A 22,049-nucleotide genomic window follows, 5' to 3' on the forward strand; every position below is an offset into this window, starting at 1 on the left:
TATTTTTTTAAAATTATTGAATATAACATATTAAAAGTTTATAATTAATATGATTTGTTGCTTTTGATTAATCTTTGAAAAAAATAAAAGAAAAAATGTAAGAGGTGATATCATGGTAAAACTTTTGAAAAATTGTATGTTATCAAATGGTAAAAAAGTTGATATATTAATCATCAATGAAACTATTGCTAAAATTAGTGAAGAACCTATCACTGATGAAACTTGTGATGTTGAAATTGATGCAACTTTTGATATTAAAAATAACTTAGTAATGCCTGGTATTATTGATGGTTTTTCTAGAATCAAAACTGGATCTCCATATGATGATGCTGATTTTGGTAGTGAATCGATCGCTTGTGCATATGGTGGAATAACTACTTTTGTTGATGTGCCAGTTGATCCAATTACAGATGATTATTTTAAAGTTTTATCTCAAAAAATTGCTACAGCTAATGATACATCTTTGGTTAACTTTGCTTTTGCTATTTCAGCTGGAGATTTAAGTAAAACTAAAGAATTGGCCAAAGCACAAGAATATGCTGTTGGTACTGTTATAAATTTAAATTCAAGAAATTTTAAAGATAGAATATCAGATTCTAATGTTTTAAATGCTATGATTCAATCATCAAAAATGATTTTGATTCATCTGTCTGGTAACGACATTGATACTTTCTTCACAATTTGTGATGATAAAGATATAAAAATATTATTTTATGATATTACAAATGAAAGTGATTTAGAGAAAATATTATTCTATAAAAACCAAGGTTATAACATTAGAACAGCTACATCTATAAACTATTTATTATTTAATAGAGATCAAATTAATAGTGAATACAAAAGAAAAACAATCACAACTGATTACAAACTTGGTACAATGTTAAACAATATTCACTTATGAAATGCTGTTAAAGAAAACAAAATTGACATGATAACATCTACACATTTACCTGTTACTTTAATAGAAAAATTTGAAACTGAACGTCCAGGTTTACCAAATTTTGAAACATTATTCTCTATTTTGTTTGATAATTGTTTTTACAAAAAAATACCTGTTACTCTTTTAGAAAAAATGCTATGTAAAAATCCAGCTAAAATTTATGGTTTAAAGAATAAAGGTGAAATAAAAGAAGGATATGATGCTGATATTATAGTTGTAAACACAACAAAAAGATGATGAATTAAAAATGAAGATATAGTATCAAGAAGTAGATGAACTCCTTTTAATGATCACAGAATTAGCGGAAGAGTAATGATGACTTTTGTTAATGGAGAACTAATTTATAACTACATTAATCAAATGATGCCTATACGTAAAATTAGAGCAGCTAAAATGCCAACATTTGATAATGAAATATTCTTTAATGAATCAAATAGATTCAATTAATTAAAATCATAGTAAACAAACATTGAAATAAATATTGGGCAATAATTCTTTTGAAAAAAAGAATTATTGTTTTTTTTATATTTTTTTTTATATTAAGAATTAAGTATTGTAAATATAAAATTCAACTAATGATTTAATAGTAAAAAAGTTTACATAAAATAAATTAAGAAACCAATATTTATTGTGAAAATAGAAACATTAAAAAGTAAACCATATATAAGTTCTAGAAAAAACTATATATAATCCAAAATTAAAAATAATGATGGAATTATCAATTAATAAATTTTTTGGTAATTAAAAAATAAAACAGTCCAATTAACAAAAACAAACAAAGTTTAAAAACATTAAAATATTATTTCTATTGATTAAAATATTCAAATTTGTTTTTAATAAAAACACAATAGTTAATAAAAAAACAAAATTTAATCCCATAAATCCAATTATAAACATAATTAATATTTTCTTATTAGGTGTTTAAAAATAACTTTATATATTAGATTTATTTTTACTAAAAATGATGAATAAAAAAAACACAAAATTTGAATTTTGTTCAAATCTTGTGTGACAATTCAATATTTTAATAATATGTTCTAATCTGATTTAATGTTAGTTATTGTTTCTATTTATGATTTTAATAAACAAATTAAACATAGTTTTTTTATGAAAATAAAAAAAGAAGGTTTAAAAACCTTCTGGTAATTATTAATGGTGGAGACGAAGGGAGTCAAACCCTCGACCTCCTGAGTGCAAATCAGGTGCTCTATCAATTGAGCTACGTCCCCTTCAATGGTGGAAGTAAATGGGCTCGAACCATCGACCTCACCCTTATCAGGGGTGTGCTCTAACCAACTGAGCTATACTTCCAAATTTACAATATAACTTAATAATTATAAGATAATTGTATTAATATTTCAATACAACATAATTTATTATACATTTCATTATTAAAAGTAGTTAATTTTTTTACAATAAAAGACATTTTGTTTATTTAATTAATTTTATAAACATGAAATTGAATATTTACACTATATAAAGCAATACTAATTGCTATATCAAGATAATAAATAAAAAATTCATTAGTATTATATAATTATTATAAATTTTGATATGGTGATAAAATTATGGAAACAATTTCTGTAAAAGATGTTTTTAAAAACTATAAACAGCTTAAACGTGTTAAATTAGCTGGTTGAGTTAGAACTAATAGAGATAGCGGATCTTTAGGTTTTATCTCTTTTACTGATGGAACATCTATTAATTCAATTCAATTAGTTTATAAAAAACAAGAAACTTCTAATTTTGAAGAAGCTAGAACTGCTAAAACTGGTAGTGCTATTTTAATTGAAGGTGATGTTGTTGAATCTTTAAAAGAAAACCAACATTTTGAAATTTTAGTTAAAGATTTCAAAATGTTAAAACAAGCTGATGAAGATTTTCCTTTACAAAAAAAAGAACATTCTGCAGAATTTTTGAGAACAATTGCACATTTAAGACACAGAACAAATAAATATAGTGCAATTATGAAAATAAGAAGTGAATTAGCTTTTGCAATTCATAATTTCTTTCATATGAATGATTTTTCATGAGTTAGTACTCCAATATTAACTGGTAATGATGCTGAAGGAGCTGGAGAAAACTTTATAGTAAGATCAAAAAATAATGAATTGTTTTTTGATAAACAAGCTTCATTAACAGTTAGTGGTCAATTGCATGCTGAGGCTTATGCACAAGGGTTAAAAAGAGTTTATACTTTTGGACCAACTTTTAGAGCAGAGAAATCAAATACTAACAGACACATAGCTGAATTTTGAATGATTGAACCAGAAATTGCTTTTTGTGGTTTGAATCAACTTACATTATTAATAGAAGCATTTGTTAAATACCTAATAAGATTTGTATTAAAAAATTGTAAAGATGAAATGATTTTCTTAAATAAATTAAGTGGTGAACAATTAATTCCAAAACTTGAAAATGTAATTAACAATGATTTTGTTAAATTATCTTATAAAGATGCTATTACTATATTAAAGAAAAGTATTTCAGAAAACAAAACTAATTTTGAAGATAATGAAATTTATTTTGGTAAAGACTTGGCAAGTGAACATGAAAGATTTTTATGTGAAAAAGTATTTAATAAACCTGTAATACTAACTGATTTTCCAAAAGAGATAAAAGCTTTCTATATGAAATTAAACAATGATGGTACAACTGTTGCTGCTTGTGATTTATTAGTTCCAGGAGTTGGAGAAATCATTGGTGGAAGCCAAAGAGAAGATGATTATAAAAAAATCTTAAATAGATGTTTGAAAATGGGAATTAAGCCAGAAGAAATTAGTTGATATTTGGATTTGAGAAAATATGGGTATTATAAATCTGCAGGATTTGGATTAGGTTTTGAAAGACTAATTATGTATATTACAGATACATCTAATATTAAAGATGTTATCCCGTTCCCTCGTTCTTATGGACCAATTAATTTCTAATAACAATAAAATACATAAATTATTCAAGATAAACAATATTCCAAATATCTTAACGGTATTTAGAATATTGTTTATTCCTTTAATATTGGTCTTTTTAGCATTAGATTCAAATGTTATCATTTATAGTTTTAAAATCTCTAGCATTAACTACCAAATTAGTTTATATGATTTATTGGCTGGAATCTTTTTTATATTAGCTTGCATAACAGATGCTTTGGATGGTTATCTTGCAAGAAAATTTAATTGAATAAGTGATTTTGGAAAAATATGAGATCCTATTGCAGATAAAGTTTTAACCACATCAACATTTATTTTATTAGCTAGCCAAAATATTACTTTATGATATTTAATTGTAATAATGGCATCAAGAGATACTATTGTTGATGCATATAGATTAACTGTTGCTAAAAAAAACATAGTTGTAGCAGCTAATCTATTTGGTAAATTAAAAACTATTTTTCAAATGTTTTCATTAATCATATTAATAATTGTTTTTAACAATCCAATAGGTTTGTATAGTAATGATAATTTATGACAATATTATCTAGTACAAAATATCTTAGTGTTTATTTGTACAATATTATCAGTTATTTCAGGAATTATATATATTGTTCAAATCAATAATAAAATCAAACTTTTAAAACAACAAGAGGAAAATTATGATAAACAAGAAAATAATTAGAGAAAATATTAATCTTTTAAAAACGGGTCTTGAAAAAAGAAATGCAAAAATTGATTTATCAGAAATTGAAAAAACTGATAAAGAACTTTTAAAAATAACACAAGAAATAGAAAAATTAAATGAAAAAAGAAATAGCTTATCAAAACAAATTACTAATCTTATAAAAGAAAATAAAAAAGAAGAAGTTGAAAAAATAAAAAATGAAGTTTCAACAATTAAAAACGAAATTGATAAGTTATCTGAAAATGAAAAAACATTAAGTGATAAGTTAGATTATGAATTATCTAGAATTCCAAACATTCCCCACTCTTCAGTTCCGATTGGTAAAGATGAAACAGAAAATGTAGAAATAAAAAAATATCTAGAACCAACTAAATTTAATTTTAAACCACTAGCACATTGAGATTTAGCAAAAAAGAATGATTTAATAGATTTTGAAAGAAGTACTAAAATAACAGGATCAAGATTTGTTATTTATAAAGAAAATGGTTCAAAGTTAATTAGGGCTCTACAACAATTTACTTTAGATTTACATGCTCAATCAGGATATACTGAATTTTCAATGCCAGTAATTGTTAACAACCAGTCTTTATATAGCACTGGACAATTACCTAAGTTTAAAGAAGATTTATTTAAACTAGAAGATAGTAATTACTTTCTATCTCCAACTGGAGAGGTACAATTAACTAACTTTCATCGTGATGAAATATTAGATGAATCAGTATTACCATTAAGATACACAACTTCAACTATTAATTTTAGAAGTGAAGCAGGTAGTGCTGGTAGAGATACTAGAGGTGTTATTAGACAACATCAATTTTATAAAACAGAGATGGTAAATATAGCGCATCCCAATAATTCTTATGATGTTTTGGAAGAAATGACACTACAAGCTGAAAAAGTTTTAGAAACTCTTAAACTACCGTATAGAAGAATTGTTTTATGTACAGGTGATATGGGATTTAGTAGTTCTAAAACTTATGACATTGAAGTTTGATTACCATCATACAATTCATATAAAGAAATTTCTTCTTGTTCTAATTGTGAAGATTTCCAAGCTAGAAGAGCTATGATAAGATTTAAAAATAAATCAACAAATAAGAATGAACTTGTCCATACACTAAATGGAAGTGGTTTGGCAATTGATAGATTGTGAGCTGCTGTAATTGAAAATTATCAAAATGAAGATGGAAGCATCACAATCCCTGAAGCATTAATTCCATATTTTAAAAAAGAAAAAATATAATAAACATTAATACCTATTATCTAGATTTAATATCTATTTAATTAGGTATTTTTTGTTTTAAATTATTAAAAATAATTTTTATTTGATATCAAACATTATTTGATAACTCCAAAATGACTATTTTTATGCATACATTTTTTTGAGATTATTTAAGCAACAACCAAACTTTAATGTGATTTTGATAAATATTTTTTTATTGTTTTTGGATAATTTTTATATTTTTTTTCGCCTCTGGAGACTTGCTTTTTTTTTTTTTTTTTGAATAGGATTATATGTGTATAAGTGTTAGTTGCTTTTCTAGAGGTTTATTATATGAAAAAAAACAAGTTAAAAATTTTAACATTTTCAAGTTCTGTAGTGTCTATTATTGCTGGCGCATCTTTGCCATTAACTATAAATGGTGTAAGCAATAATTTTTTATCTGCTGATAAAAATATTATTAATAATAATGATTTAAATAATAATGATAACTCATCAGAAAATAAACAAGAATCAAAACAATTAGTTCCATTTGATTTTAATGAATCATGACCATTATTGGTTCAAAATACAGGGCCAATTGTTTCATATCAAAATAAAATTTCATCTTTAGATTGATTTTCTTCTACAAGATGAAGTATTGATTTACTAGAAGCAACTTTTAACAATCAAAAAATTTTTGGTGATTCACCAACATTTGTTAAATGAACAGATAGAGCATTTATTAATTGGGCATTAGATAGAAGTAATAATGCTTTGTGACTTTTAACTAATTCAATTAAAAATGGTGGAGATGTACAAAAACAAAAATTTATAAAAATAGATTCTTTAAATGGAACTATACTTGATGTTAAAGAATTGTCATATAAGCCAGCAGGTGAAAACTGAATGTACTATAGCATTTCTGTACTAGAGTCAGGAAATATCATGGCTTATGGTCAAGGTAATGACAAGTGAGAACAATTTGATATATTAGATACAAAAACTGGACAAGTTACACAAAAATTTAGTAATTCAGGGAATATTGATAAACATATTGAAGATGACATAAAAACCACAGGCGGCGGCAAAGGTGATGTTAGAAGTAGGTTTTTGTTTTCTATAGCTAAAAATATGAATATTTTAGTATTAACTAATTTTGGTTGAAATGGTGGTCAACAAGAGAAAGAAAAATTTGGAGATATTTATTTTGCATTTGTTGATGATGAAATGAATAGAATTCAAACAGGAACTAATGATGAATGATTTTATGCTAAAAAAATGATTGAAAGAACAGATATGGGTAAATTGAATTCAGAATCTGATACTTTCCCAAAATTAGTTTATAAGTTACCTGATGGTAGAATATTATTTTCAATTTATAACAAATTATATGTATTCTTTCCTAATGAAACAGAAAAACAAAAGAAACCAGTTTATAAAGAATTTGATTATGGTGTTAAAGACGACACAACGGGTAAATATTTACCTGTTGAATCATGAACAACAGATACTGACAATAACGTTTATGCAAAATTTAGTAATGATAGCAAAATACAAAAAATTTCAATTTCAGGTTCTACTTTAGAAAACACAAATATAAATATTTCAACTTACTACAATATCGATGGTAATAATGATGAAACTATAAAGAGTAATGCAAATAATTTTGTTCTTTATAATGTTTATGGTTATTCTGGACAAATTATGATGCTTAATCCAAGAAAAATAACTAATAAGCAAGACATGAAACCATCAGAGCAAACAGAATTAGATAAAAAAGGAATAGGGATAGCTGTAGCTATAACTAAAAATAAAAATGGAGAAGGTGGAGACTCTAAAGGTTATTTAAATACAGATAAAGCATTTGTAAAATCAGCTGATTTTAATATTGATCAATCCATTTTAAAAAATAAATTACCAAGTGAAATTAGTAGAAATGATTTAACTATAACTGAAGGTGGTTTTCTTACAAACAACAATACTATAGATCAAACTACTAATCAACTAAAATATAAACAATTTGAAAAAACTAAAATTGATGATGATAAAAATGACACAGACAATTTAGTAATAACTGCTAATATTGATCAAATACCATGATTTGTTGACAATAATGTGATGCCAGGAAATATACCACCTTTAACAATAACTAAAAGTTTTAAAACTGGGGTAAAAATTTCAGAAAGAACAACATGAAAAAATGTTGAATTAGATTATGATTTTAAGAATACGCTTCCATCAAAAATAACACCAGAAGATGTTCAGAGATTTGACCCATTTAGTATTAATATAACTTCTCAAAACACTAGAATAGGTGAAACTTCTTATCCTAGAAAAACATATGAAATAGGTGAAAAAAACGATCAAAATGGAACAATTGTTATAAAAGCAAAATTTGAATATTTGCCTATTGATGTAGATGCTAATGAAACAAATGTTAAAACTCAAACATTTGAAAAAACATACAATGTTTTTAAAAGTAGTGATACAAAAAGTTTTAACTTTGTTGGTTCTAACGGAAACGGAAGTGAAGATATTAAAAATATTCCTCAACTAAAAAATCTAAGTGAGTCTAATTTATTGCCAAGTAGTTTTCAAGCAAATGATCCATCAAGCATTTTGAAATTTATAAATACTGATACATCAGCTGGTTATCCTATTAGTAAAATGAATTTTTCTATTACTCCAAATGATAATCTTGGAACGCTTACAATATCTGGTAGTTTACCACCAGGATATTATCCAGATGGTGGTAATCAAACATTTACAAAAACATATGAAGGATTAAACAAAACAAGAGACTATAGTTTTAATGTAAAACAAACAAATGTTGGCTTTGATAAGAAAAAGTTCAGACCATCTGAGATTGATGAACAAATAGTTTATGGGAATTTTATAGATTATAAAGGATTTAATTCTTCTGACTTATCATTAGATTTAATTCCTAATGATGAGGTTGGTGATCTAACAATTAGAGTTCATTTAAGATCAGATTACCCAAACAATATCGCAACTCAATGAGGATTTAAAAAGACTAGTAATGACTTCATAAGAGAAGACAAAATAACTGGCTTTAAAACTAATGATGAATATAAAACTCAATATGAAGTTAAATTTATTGATGATACTAGCAATAAATTGGATGGTATTAAAAAATTTACACCAAAACAAATTGAACAATCTATTAAATCAAAAGAAAATAATAAATCAAATCCAGAATTAGTTATTAATGGTGAAAAAATCACAACAGAAGAAAAATTGGCAAAAGCTGTTATAGAAAAATTAGGTTCATCTTTACCTAAAAAAGAGAACTTAACATCTGAAAATTTTGGGTATAACATTTACTATAATGACCCAAATGGTGAAATAACTGTTAAATTAACTTTTAAAGGTATTGAAGGCACTAATGGGGATTTAGTGTTTATTCAAAGATATACAGGTTTTGCAAAAGGTAATCAAGTTACAACTGATGATATTCTATCATTTAAAACACAAAGTAAATTAATGAGTGATAATCCAACTTTTAAAACTACATTACCTAGTGAATTGGCAAAATTATTACAAGACCCTAATAAAAAAATTGAAGAAATAAAAAAATACATTAGCTATTTCTCAGGTGCTTATGTAACAGCTATTGATGAAGGTAAATTCACTCTTGAAGTTACAGCTGATGATATTTATGGTTATTTAACTATAAAAATTAATTTTGATAAACAAATAGTAACTGATCCAAATTCTTTATTATCTTACACAACAACATATAATGGATTTGCAACAGAATAGTTTAAATTTAATGAGCGCTTTTTAAGCTCTCATTTTTTATTTTCATATAAACCCATTTTTAAATTATTTTTTATAAATTTTTTGCTATAATACCTTTTTTTTTTTTTTTTTTTGAGTAGCATTAATTGTGTATAAATATTTTTTATTTGGAAGTGCATATATGAAAAAAGGCAAATTAAAAATTTTAACTATAGCGTCATCAATTATATCTGTTGTTACTGGTGTTTCTTTACCATTGGTTATAAATAGTAAAAATCAAAATTTTTTGTCTGTGGGTAAAAATATTAACAATAATGATGATTTTAACAATGAAATGTTAAGAAAAAATAGTGATAAATCAAAAGAATTAGTTCCTTTTGATTTTAACGAATCTTGACCCTTACTAGTTCAAAATACAGGGCCAATTGTTTCATATCAAAATAAGATTTCATCTCTAGATTGATTCTCATCTACAAGATGAAGCATTGATTTATTACAAGCAACTTTTGAAGATAAAAAAATATTTGGAGATTCTCCAAGGTTTGTTAAATGAACAGATAGAGCATTTATTAATTGAGCATTAGATAGAAATAAAAATATTTTATGACTTTTAACAAATTCAGTTGTTAAAGGTTCAAATGTTGAAAAACAAAAATTTATAAAAATTGATTCATTAAATGGGAAAATACTAGATGTTAAAGAATTAGCTTATAAACCAAAAAATCAAAATTGAATGTATTATAGCATTTCGGTTTTAGATTCTGGAAATATTATGGCTTATGGTCAAGGTAATGATAATTGAGAACAATTTGATATTTTGGACACTAAAAAAGGTGAAGTTAACCAAAAATCAAGTGCAAGTGGTAATATTGATAAATTAATAGAAGAAGATATTAGAAAACAAAAAACTAATGGTGATGTAAGAAGTAGATTTTTGTTTTCTATAGCTAAAAATATGAATATTTTAGTACTAACTAATTTTGGTTGAAGCGAAAAATCACAAGATAAAAAAGATTTTGGAGATATTTATTTTGCTTTTGTTGACGATGATATGAATAGAATTCAAACAGGAGCAAATGATGATTGATTCAATGCTAGAAAAATGATTGAAAGAACTAAAATGGGTAATTTAAATTCAGAATCTGACACTTTTCCAAAATTAGTTTATAGATTACCTGATGGTAGAATATTATTTTCAATTTATAACAAACTATATGTTTTCTTTCCTAGTGAAACAGAAAGACAAAATAAACCAGTTTTTAAAGAGTTTGATTATGGTGTAAAAGATAATGCAAGTAATAAATACTTACCGGTTGAATCTTGAACTACTGATACTGATAATAATGTTTATGCCAAATTTTCAAATGATAGCAAGATTCAAAAGATTACAATTCATGGAAATTCATTAAGTACAACATCAATTACTACTAGCACTTATTACAATATTGATGGTAATAATGATAGAACTATAAAGAAAAATGCAAATAATTTTGTTCTTTATAATGTTTATGGTTATTCTGGACAAATTATGATGCTTAATCCAAGAAAAATAAATAATAAGCAAAATATGAAACCTTGAAAACAAGATGATTTGAATAAAAATGGAACAGGAATCGCTGTTGCTATAACTAAAAATAGAAATGGTGTTGGTGGTGATTCAAAAGGTTATTTAAACACAGATAAAGCATTTGTAAAATCTGCTGATTTTAATATAGATGAGTCTATTTTAAAAAATAAATTGCCAAGCGAGATTGGAAGAAATGATTTAACTATAACTGAAGGTGGTTTTCTTACAAATAATAATACTATAGATAAAAAAACCCAACAATTAAAATATAAACAATTTCAAAAAAATAAAATAGATGATGAAAATAAAAATAATTCAAACAATTTGGAAATAACTGCTAATATTGATCAAATACCATGATTTGTTGACAATAATGTGATGCCAGGAAATATACCACCTTTAACAATAACTAAAAGTTTCAAAACTGGTGTAAAAATTTCAGAAAGAATAACATGAAAAAATGTTGAATTAGATTATGATTTTAAAAATACTTTTCCTTCAAAAATAACAAAAGAAGATGTTCAAAGATTTGACCCATTTAGCATTAATATAACTTCCCAAATTACCAAAGTAGCTGGTGTTTCATATCCTAGAAAAACATATGAAATAGGTAATATAAATGATGACGAGGGAACTATTTTAATTAAAGCTAAATTTGAATATTTACCAATTGATGTTGATGCAACAATGACAAACATTAAGACACAAACATTTGAAAAAACATATAATGTATTCAAAAAAAATTCACCAAAAAATTTTAATTTTGTTGGTTCTAATGGTAATAATAGAGAAGATATTAAAAACATACCACAGTTAAAAAATTTGAGTCAGGCAAATTTATTACCTAGTAGCTTCCAAGCAAGTGATCCATCAAGTATTTTGAAATTCATCAATACAGATACATCAACAGGCTATCCAATTAGTAAGATGAATTTTACTATCACACCAAATGATAATCTAGGTACACTTACCATATCTGGTAGTTTACCTTTAGGGTATTATCCAGATAGTGAAAACCAAACATTTTCAAAAACATATATAGGTTTAAATAAAATTAGTGACTATAACTTTAATGTTAGAAAAAATAGTTTAAGTTTCATTAAAAAAAATTTTAGACCTTCTGAAATTAATGAACAAATTGTTTATGCAAATTTTATAGATTATAAAGGGTTTAATTCTTCGGATTTATCATTAGATTTAATTCCTAATGATGAAATTGGAGAATTAATAATAAGAGTTCATTTGAAATCAGATTATCCAAATAATATTGCTACACAATCAAGTTTTAGAAAAAACAAGGGTGATTTTATAAGAGAAACTAAAATAACTGGTTTCAAAACTAATGATGAATATAAAACACAATATGAATTATCATTTGTAAATGATAATAATCATATATTAGATGAAATTAAAAAATTTACTCCTAAACAAATAGAACAATCTATAAAAATAAAAGAAAACGTTGAATCTAATTTTAAATTAGTTATTAATGGACAAAATATCACAAATGAACAACAACTAGCAAAAGCTGTTATAGAAAAAATGGGTAGTTCATTACCAAGAAAAAGTGATTTAAATGATGAAAATTTTGAACAGGAAATTTACTATAATGATCCAAATGGTGAAATAACTATTAAAATAACATTTAAAAATATTGAAGGTGTAAAAAGTAATCTAGTATTTATTCAAAGATTCACTGGTTTTGCAAAGGGTAATCAAGTTACAACTAATGACATTTTATCTTTTAAAACTCAAAGTAAATTAATGAATGATAATCCAAATTTTAAAAATACATTACCTAGTCAATTAGCTAAATTATTGAATAATAATGAAAAAAGAATTGATGAAATTAAAAAATATATTAGCTATTTTTCAGGTGATTACATTAAAGCAATAAACTTAAATAAATTTAATTTAGAAATTACTCCTAGTGATGTTTATGGTTATTTAACAATAAAAATTATTTTTGATAAAGAAATGGTTAAAAATCCAGATTCATTGCTTACTTACACAGCAACATATAATGGTTTTGCAACTGAATAGTTTAAAAATAAATGAGAGCTTTACAAGCTCTCTTTTTTTATGTTTTTATCAAAATTATAACAAGCATAAAAACTGAAATATTTGAATAAAAGAATAGTTAATACAAAAACACTAAAAGGTATTTTTTTAAGTAAATTATTTATAACTTTATTAATAAATTTTAAATATTTTTTATTTTATGTATATCATTTTTTAACTTATTTTTTTCTCTCAATACAAGAAATTATTTAATCATTTTTTATAAGTTTTTAGCTGTTCAGACTTGCTTTTTTTTTTTTTTTTTTGAGTAGCATTTTAAATGGACGTAAGTATTTTAAATTTACAAGAGGTTAAAATATGAAAAAAAATAAAATTGCTCTTTCTGTTGTTACAACTTTAAGTCTTGGTATAATTGGAGCTTCTTCTTTAGTATCTTTTTATAAAGAAAGTAGTTTATCTAAATATTTTTATAACGAAAACAATAATAAAGTTGATAACACAGAAAGTTCTAATTCTGATGCTAATGAAAACATAAATAAAAATAATGTTGAACCAACACCATTTGATTTTGTTACTGCAATGCCTCTTGTATCTCAAAGTACAGGGCCTATTGTTATTAGGAAAAGTACAATCTATTCATTAGATTGATTTGGATCACAAAGATGAAAATTAGATCTTAATACTGCTAAATTTAATGGTCAATCTGTTTTACCTGAAGGTTTATCAAATTCTAATCATATTTATTGAAGAGATTCTGTTGTTATTAACTATGCCCTTGATAGTAATACTAATACTTTGTGAGTTTTAACTAATGCTACTAACCCAGGTGGAAAACCAACAACTCAAAATCTAGTATCGATTAATTCTATCAATGGAGAAATAAAAGGTTTTTATAGTTTAAATAACAATATCACAGACCAATATAGCGCACAATATGGTATATCTGTTTTGCAAAATGGTAATGTGCTAATTTATAATGATGGCGCTAATAGATGATGGAGAAATCAAATTTTTGATGTCGAAAAATTACAAGCTTTACCATACAAAGAAAATCAAAATTCTAAATCACTTCAAGATGACTTATTAAAATTTAATGATCAAAATGGTATAGGGGAAAGAAACATTAGAACAAATTTTATTTTTTCTGTTGGAGAAAATAAAAATATCATGATTATGACTAATCTTGGTGATAATCAAAATGATACTGGTAATAGAAATAGTGTATGATTCGCTTTTGTAGATGATGAAATGAATAGGATAATTTCAGATCAAAATGATATTTTATATAAACCTGTTCTTATTAGCGAAAGAATTAAAATAAATGCTGATACCAATATGAAAAATGGTGAATCATTTCCTAAATTAACATATACCCTTGCAGATGGAAGAATATTATTTTGTATATATGACAAACTTTTTGTCTTTTTTCCTAATGAAATGAAAGGTCAAAAAGATTTGAAATATAAAATGTTTAATATTGGACTAGGTGATGGAAATGGCAAATATTATCCAGTTGAATCATGAACAACAGATACTGATAACAATGTGTATGTTAAGTATGCTAATTCTGGAACAATAAATAAGTTTACTTTTACCGGAACAACTTCAAGTAATACTGAAATACAAACATCTACTTATTTTAATTTATCAGGAATACAACAAGGTTCTATTGCAAACCAAAAAATATTTGATAATGCGAAAAATTTTGTTTTATATAATGTTTATGGTTACACAGGACAAATAATGTTGCTTAATCCTTATAGAGTTACAGATCTTACAAAAATACCAGATAAATTTGAAGATGAAGCTACAAAAAACAACGATTATGGTTTAGCAGTTGCAATAGTTAATAATAAAAATTCTGTTGGTGGTGGAGATTTAAAAGGGTTGCTAAATACTGAAAATGCATTCTTAAAATCGTCTGACTTTGTTATTTCAGAAAACATTTTAAAAAATAAACTACCTAGTGAAATAAATAGAAGTGATATAGAAATAACAGAAAATGGATTTTTTACAAAAAATAATTCAACAGATTCGCAAGGGAATTTACTTTATCCACAATTTAAAAAAGTGATGGATGATGAGAAATCAAAAACTCCCAATCTTAAAATAACTGTTAATATAGATCAAATTCCATGATTTGTTGATAATGGAATTATGCCTGAAAATATACCCCCTTTAAATATAACTAAAGAGTTTACTACTGATCAAAAAATACAAGATAGGGTTATATGAAAAAATGAAAACTTGGATTATGATTTCAAAAATACTTTACCAACAAAAGTTACTTTAGATGATGTTAAGAGATTTGATCCTTTTTCAATAAATTTAACATCTCAGATAACAACTATAAAAGGTGAAAATTATCCTAAAAAGGAATATAAAATTAAAAGTTTTGATGATAATAATGGTAAGATTGAAATTTCAATGGAATATTCATATTTACCAATTGGTGTAGAAGTTAATGAAGAAAACATCATGAAATCTACATTTACTCATGAATATACAATTTTTAAAAAAGATGGTGAAAAAGATTTTATTTTTGTTGGAAATAATAATTCAAGTGAAAACATAAACACAATTCCTCAATTAAAAGAGTTAAGTCAATCAAATTTATTACCAAGTAGTATTACTGCAAATGATTTAAATGGAATATTAAGATTTATAAATACTGATTCTTCAGCTGGCTATCCTATAAGTAAAATGAAATTTAATATTGAACCAAATGATGATTTGGGTTCATTAAAAATTACTGGTACTTTACCATCGGATTATTATGGTGATGGAGAAAAAACATTTACTAAAACTTATACAGGTCTTAATAAAAAAAGTGATTATAAATTTATATTTAATGATCAACCAACTAGTTTTATAAAAAAGAATTTTAGACCAAGTGAAGTTAAAGAACAAGACATATATAATAGCTTTGTAACATATAGTGGATATAATTCTTCTGACTTATCTTTAAATTTAAATCCAAACAATGAAACAGGAGAATTAAATGTTGAATTTATTTTGGATGGTAAATATCCAGATTCAATTGCGAATGGAGTTAATGGATTTATTAAAAAAGATAACTACTTTGTTTTTAGTAAAACTATTTCTGGATTTAAAACAAATAAAGAATATGAAACAGAATATCAAGTTAACTTTATAAGTGATGATGATAAATCTCTTGATGAAATAAAAAAATATACACCAAATCAAATAAAACAATCTATAAATAGTCAAAACTCTAATTCTTCAGTTAATGAAAATCCAAAACTTACAATTAACGGACAACAAATAACTTCAGAAAAAGATTTAGCAATATCAGTCATTAAATCCCTTGGAACAAACTTACCAAAAAAAGAAGATTTAAAAAACAATAATAATTTTTTATATAACATTTATTATAATGATCCAAATGGTGAAATTACTGTTAAACTAACTTTTAAAAACATAACAGGAGTTAGTGGTGATTTAGTGTTCATTCAAAGATTTACAGGTTTTGCTAAAGGTAATCAAGTTACAACTGATGATATATTATCATTCAAAACACAAACTAAATTAATGAGTGATAATCCAACTTTCAAAACAACATTACCTAGTGATTTAGCAAAATTGTTAAATGGTAATGAAGAAAAAAGAGTTGAAGAAATTAAAAAATATATAAGTTATTTCTCTGGGGATTATAGTACAGCAATAAATGCTAATAAGTTTAAATTAGAAATAACTTCAGATGATATTTATGGATATTTAACTATAAAAATTATTTTTGATAGACAAGATATAAAAAACCAAGAATCATTACTTTCTTACACAGTAACATATAATGGTTTTGCAACAGAATAATATTACTAAAAAATAAACTAAAAATAATATAAAGAAGAACACATGACCAAGAATATAAATTCTTACATTGTGTTCTTTTTTTATGTCAATTTTTAATTAAAAAATTTCAATTAAATATCATTTATATTATAAGTTTTTACTAATATGATTTTTCATTTTTTAAATCAAAAATCAGTTTGTAAAAGGTATCTATTATTAATAATCTATTTATTTACCAATTTGATGGCCTTTATTTTTTATAATAAAATTTACTTGTATTATGAGGTAAATATGATTAGAAAAAAAATAATTTCTTTAACAGCCCTTATATCATTATTTGGTGTTGGTGTAGGGACTTTTGGGACAGTTTTATTTAGAAATAATAAAACAACTAGTTATGTTAATAAAGAAAAATCAAAAGAAGAAATAAGTGATAAAACCAATAATAAAGTAAATGAAAAAAATAAATTAATTGCTTCTCAGGCTAATAGTCAAAACACTTTTTTATCTGCAAAAACTGGACCAATAGTTTATTGAGGGTCTAAAATATCTTCTCTGGATTGATTCGGTGGAGAAAGATGAAGTATTGATTTAGATACTATGATGGATAATCCATACAAAGATGGCGATTGAAAAAGAAGCTGATTTAATTACGATTATGATAGAACAAATAATATTTTATATATATTAACAAGTGGTTCTAGTAGAAGTAATGCAAATCAAAGATTGTTAGCAATAGATGTTGAAACTGGAAAAGATGTTTTTACAGGAAAAGAAATTAGCGTTCAAAACAAAATTAGCTATGTTAATTTTCCACAAAAAAGTTCTGATGTTAGATTTCTTACAGTTTTGAAAAATGGTAATGTTTTAATGTATGGTGGTGCAAAAACAGGTTTAAATGATTCCGCTTACTTATATGAAAAAGATAAAAAAACTATAACGAAAATTCAGCATAATTTTCAAACATTTATGGATAAAATTACTAAGCCAAAAAATTCAAAATGATATTTTTTTAATTTAATTCCTGTATCAAATAATAGAAATTTGGTTGAAATTGTTAATTTCACTACTCTTTCAGGTCCTGAAATAGGGAACAAACCAGAAGATGCAAACTTTAATGTTTATTTTATTTTAGTTGATGATAATTTAAATATTATTCAAAATAATGGATGAACTTCTCCTGCGTTAGCAGCAAATGGAATTTCTGGGTATAAAAATAGTAAAATAACACCTCAACGTGATTATTATTATTTTGCTGATGGCAAAGTAGTTACAGTTATTTATAATAGAATAATAATTGTTGATCCTAATAATGGAGTTACTTTTAAATCATCTAAATTATCTGAAGAAAATAAGTGAGTTTTATCTTGAACTTTTGATAGTGGAGAAAATTTATTTTTCAAATATAAAGATGATGGATTTATTTATTCATCTTCTTCAACATCTGTTAAATCAACACCCAAGGATACTTTAGTAAATTTAGATACATATTTTGATATTAATAGTTATTCCCAAAATGATATTAATAAGTATTCTAAAGATTATATTCTTTATAATGTTCATGGTTACTATGGCCAAATAATGATGTTAAATTCTTATTTTTATACAGATCCAAATTTTCCAAATAAAACTGAACAAGAAATAATTGATAATAAATATGGGTTGGCTGTAGCTATTACATCAAATGAAAATAATCCTCTTTTTGGTGATATAAAAGGATTGTTGAATACTGATGATGCATTTATCAAATCTTCAGATTTTACTATCGATAATTCAATATTAAATAATAAACTTCCTAGTGAAATATCAAGACAAGATTTAACAATTACAAATGATGGTTTCTTTACAAGAAACCCAGAGAAAAAAGAAGATGGTACATTAAAATATCCACAATTTGTTAAAGAAGTTATAAATGATAATGAAAAAAAAGATGGACAAGATGGAAATTTAAAAATTACAGCTAACATAGATCAAATTCCATGATTTGTTAATAATAATGTTATGCCATCAGATATTGCCCCACTAACAATTACTAAATGATTCAATACAAGTAACTATATTCAAAGCAGAGTGAATTGAAAAGATGTTTCATTAGATTATGATTTCAAAAATACTATTCCTTCAAAAGTTACATTAGATGATGTTAAAAGATTTGATCCTTTTTATATAAACCTTACTTCTCAAAACACAACTATATCAGGTATTAATTATCCAACTAAAAATTATAAATTTGAAAATCAAAATGATAATGATGGAACAATTACAATTAAAGCAGTAGTTACATATTTACCAATAGATGTGGAAGCAAAAAAAGAAAATCTTATAACACAAGAATTTTCGCATAAATACCAAATATTCAAAAAAACAGATGATAAAAGTTTTAATTATATTGGTAATAAAAATGACAGTAGTGAAGAAAATATTAAAAATATTCCCCAATTAAAAGAATTAAGTGAATCTAACTTATTGCCTAGTAGTTTTGAAGCAGAAGATACATCAAGTATTTTAAAATTTATTAATACAGATTCATCTAAAGGGTATCCACTTAGCAAGATGAAATTTTCAATTACAACAAATGATATAAACGGTACTTTAACTATATCTGGTAAACTTCAAGATGGATATTATGAAGATAATTATACAAATAAAGAATTTACAAAAACATATACAGGGTTAAACCGTATATCAGATTATAGCTTTAATGTTAATTCAAATCCAATGGGCTTTAACAAAAAAGATTATTTTCCATCTGATATAGATGAACAAATAATTTACAAGTTTTTTGCAAATTACAATGGTTTTAATTCATCAGATATAAAATTAAGTTTGATTCCAAATGATGTAAAAGGTGAATTGTCTGTCAGATTTAATTTGGATAAGACTTATCCTGAAAGTGTAGCAAATAATGTTGGTTTTTTAAAACAAGAAGATTCTTATATTAAAGAATTTGTTATTGATGGATTTAAAACAACAAAAGAATATGAAGAACAATACTCTGTTAAATTTAAAGATGATAATAGTAAAGATTTTGATCAAATAAAAAAATATACTCCAAATCAAATTAAACAAATATTAAAAAAAGAAACTAAAGAAGATAATAAGCTTTACATTGGAAACCAAGAGATAAAAAGCGAAATGGATTTTGCTAAAAATGTTGTTGAAAAATATGGATCAAAAATACCAAAAGAATTAACAAATGAAAATTTTGAACAACATATATATTACAATGATCCAAATGGTGAAATCACTGTTAAATTAGTATTTAAAAGTATTGAAGGTTTATCAAATGAATTAGTTTTCATTCAAAGATTTACAGGTTTTGCTAAAGGCAACCAAGTTCCAACTGATGATATTCTTTCTTTTAAAACAGAATCAAAATTATTTTCTGATAATGAACAATTTACAAAAGTTTTGCCATCTTCAATAAAAAAATCTTTAGATGATGTTTCAACTAGAAAAGATATGATTGATAAATTTTTATCTTTCTATTCTGGTGATTATAAAAAAATGATTGATAAAAATAATTTTAATTTAGATGTTGTTGCAGATGATATATTTGGTTACATAACTATAAAAATTTCTTTTAATGAAAAAGATATAACTAATAAACAATCTCTATTGTCATACACAGCAACATATAATGGATTCTTAACAGAATAATTACTTTTATATTTAAATATTTAACTTATGAATTTTAACTAAGTGAGAATAACAATTAACTATAATAATCTTTAAAACTAATTAATAATGCAAAATTGAAATAATAAAATTTAACTAATCATTTTATTATTTCAATCCCTAACTGACATGTGAAGTGCAACACTTCAATGTTACATTAAACTCTCGACTTTGAAATATAAGTTGAGAGTTTTTTGTTTTAAATATTTTCTTGATACATTTGGTAAGCTGTTTTATAACCAAACATTTTTCTTGGGATGTTGTTTACTTTTCATTCAAGAGTTTTTATTTTATCTTCACTTACTAAACTGAAGTCAGTTCCTTTTTTATATCATCTTCTAACTATCCCATTTATGTTCTCGTTGGACCCTCTTTGGAATGAAGAATAAGGTTGGCAATAATAAACTTTAAAGTTGAATTGTTTTGCAGTTATTCCCATCATTTGAAACTCTAACCCATTATCAACAGTGATGCTTTTTATTGGGAGTTTTTCATCTCGAATAATGGTATACATTTTAGCCATCATTGATCTAGCGTTTTTACCTTTTATTTTTCTAATAATTGCCAACCTTGTTTTTCTTTCTACTAATGTTAATAAGTGGTAATAACCACTTTGCCTTTTACTAACTATTAGATCAGCTTCTCAATGTCCAAATTCTTTTCTTTTGTTTATCTTTTCTGGTCTTAGACTATAAGGAATGCAGTATTTTCCATCAATTTTAGAAAATATACCTATTTTTCTTCTTTTTCCTTTAACATATTTTCTTCTTAAACAATCTCTTCTTTGTATCTTTCAAATCTTGCTATTGATTCATCTAAATACTTGCCTAGCACTTGGAACTTTAACTAATGGATAGTTTTCTTTTATTCAAAAAATTGTAGCTTCTACACCATGAGATTTAGGATTAAATTTTTGAATAAAAAGATCTGTGAAGTTTTTGTACTTCAACATAAAAAACATATGACAATTTGATTTTCTTCTAATGTATTTTTTGTGAGCATTTGATGAATAATAAATTCCTGTTGAAGATGTGTTTCTTTTTAATTCTCTTGATATTGTTGATTTGTTTTTATTTAAGATTTTTGCAATCTTATTCATAGAATATTTTTCTTTATTTCAAAGAAAATAAATTAAGCATCTTTCTTCTTTTGTTAAATGTTTATAAGTTTTCATAAGCACTCCTAATATTCATTATCTTTTTATTAGTGAACACTTACAAACAAAACAAATGAAGTGCACACTCTTTTTCGAGTGTTGCACTTCACATGTCAGTCGAGCATTGAAATAATAAAATTTAACTAATCATTTTATTATTTCAATTTTTTATTTTTATCTATTATTTTAAATTCATGTGTATGAGCATTAAAAAAATATTTAAAGTATGTATTTTAAAAATAATTTTTAAACCCTAGATTATTATTTACTTAATAAAAATTTAGATAACAAG

The 22,049-nt window shown here is 24.5% G+C and carries 9 protein-coding genes and 2 tRNA genes; 8 read left to right on the forward strand and 3 right to left on the reverse strand.

Annotation, left to right across the window (positions count from 1 at the left end):
- The first annotated feature begins 112 nt into the window (after nt 1-112).
- Nucleotides 113-1,387 carry a dihydroorotase gene (locus EXC57_RS00835; protein WP_004025220.1) on the forward strand — a complete coding sequence of 425 codons (1,275 nt, stop codon included), beginning with the start codon at nt 113-115 and terminating at the stop codon, nt 1,385-1,387.
- Nucleotides 1,388-2,093: 706 nt separating this feature from the next.
- On the opposite strand, the gene EXC57_RS00840 is transcribed toward EXC57_RS00835, so the two are convergent.
- Nucleotides 2,094-2,169, reverse strand: a tRNA-Ala gene (locus tag EXC57_RS00840).
- Nucleotides 2,170-2,174: 5 nt separating this feature from the next.
- Nucleotides 2,175-2,251 (reverse strand) — tRNA-Ile (locus EXC57_RS00845).
- A 257-nt stretch (nt 2,252-2,508) separates the two neighbouring features.
- On the opposite strand from EXC57_RS00845, the gene asnS reads away from it, so the two are divergent.
- The 7 genes from asnS to EXC57_RS00880 all read left to right on the forward strand — a co-directional run bounded on the left by asnS (nt 2,509) and on the right by EXC57_RS00880 (nt 20,583).
- Nucleotides 2,509-3,870 carry an asparagine--tRNA ligase gene (gene asnS / locus EXC57_RS00850; RefSeq protein WP_129692515.1) on the forward strand — a complete coding sequence of 454 codons (1,362 nt, stop codon included), beginning with the start codon at nt 2,509-2,511 and terminating at the stop codon, nt 3,868-3,870.
- Entirely contained in the window at nt 3,851-4,552 is a 702-nt protein-coding gene (gene pgsA / locus EXC57_RS00855) for a CDP-diacylglycerol--glycerol-3-phosphate 3-phosphatidyltransferase (RefSeq protein ID WP_004025217.1), read from the forward strand. Before asnS ends, pgsA begins: the two co-directional genes overlap by 20 nt.
- Nucleotides 4,530-5,798, forward strand: coding sequence for a serine--tRNA ligase (gene serS, locus EXC57_RS00860; RefSeq protein WP_036451977.1), 1,269 nt, complete (start codon nt 4,530-4,532; stop codon nt 5,796-5,798). Before pgsA ends, serS begins: the two co-directional genes overlap by 23 nt.
- 312 nt (nt 5,799-6,110) lie before the next feature.
- Nucleotides 6,111-9,542, forward strand: coding sequence for a lipoprotein 17-related variable surface protein (locus tag EXC57_RS00865; RefSeq protein ID WP_004025215.1), 3,432 nt, complete (start codon nt 6,111-6,113; stop codon nt 9,540-9,542).
- Between the two features lie 160 nt (nt 9,543-9,702).
- Nucleotides 9,703-13,131 (forward strand): lipoprotein 17-related variable surface protein, encoded by a 3,429-nt coding sequence (locus EXC57_RS00870; protein WP_004025213.1) that lies wholly within the window; start codon nt 9,703-9,705, stop codon nt 13,129-13,131.
- A gap of 336 nt (nt 13,132-13,467) precedes the next feature.
- Nucleotides 13,468-16,944 (forward strand): lipoprotein 17-related variable surface protein, encoded by a 3,477-nt coding sequence (locus EXC57_RS00875; RefSeq protein ID WP_004025212.1) that lies wholly within the window; start codon nt 13,468-13,470, stop codon nt 16,942-16,944.
- A 270-nt stretch (nt 16,945-17,214) separates the two neighbouring features.
- Entirely contained in the window at nt 17,215-20,583 is a 3,369-nt protein-coding gene (locus EXC57_RS00880) for a lipoprotein 17-related variable surface protein (RefSeq protein WP_129692516.1), read from the forward strand.
- A gap of 217 nt (nt 20,584-20,800) precedes the next feature.
- Here the strand turns inward: EXC57_RS00880 and EXC57_RS00885 are convergent, their stop codons facing one another.
- Nucleotides 20,801-21,775 (reverse strand): IS30 family transposase, encoded by a 975-nt coding sequence (locus EXC57_RS00885; RefSeq protein ID WP_129692514.1) that lies wholly within the window; start codon nt 21,773-21,775, stop codon nt 20,801-20,803.
- Between the last annotated feature and the right edge of the window lie 274 nt (nt 21,776-22,049).

Source organism: Malacoplasma iowae, from assembly GCF_900660615.1.
In the GTDB taxonomy this organism is placed as follows: Bacteria; Bacillota_I; Bacilli_A; order Mycoplasmatales; family Mycoplasmoidaceae; genus Malacoplasma; species Malacoplasma iowae.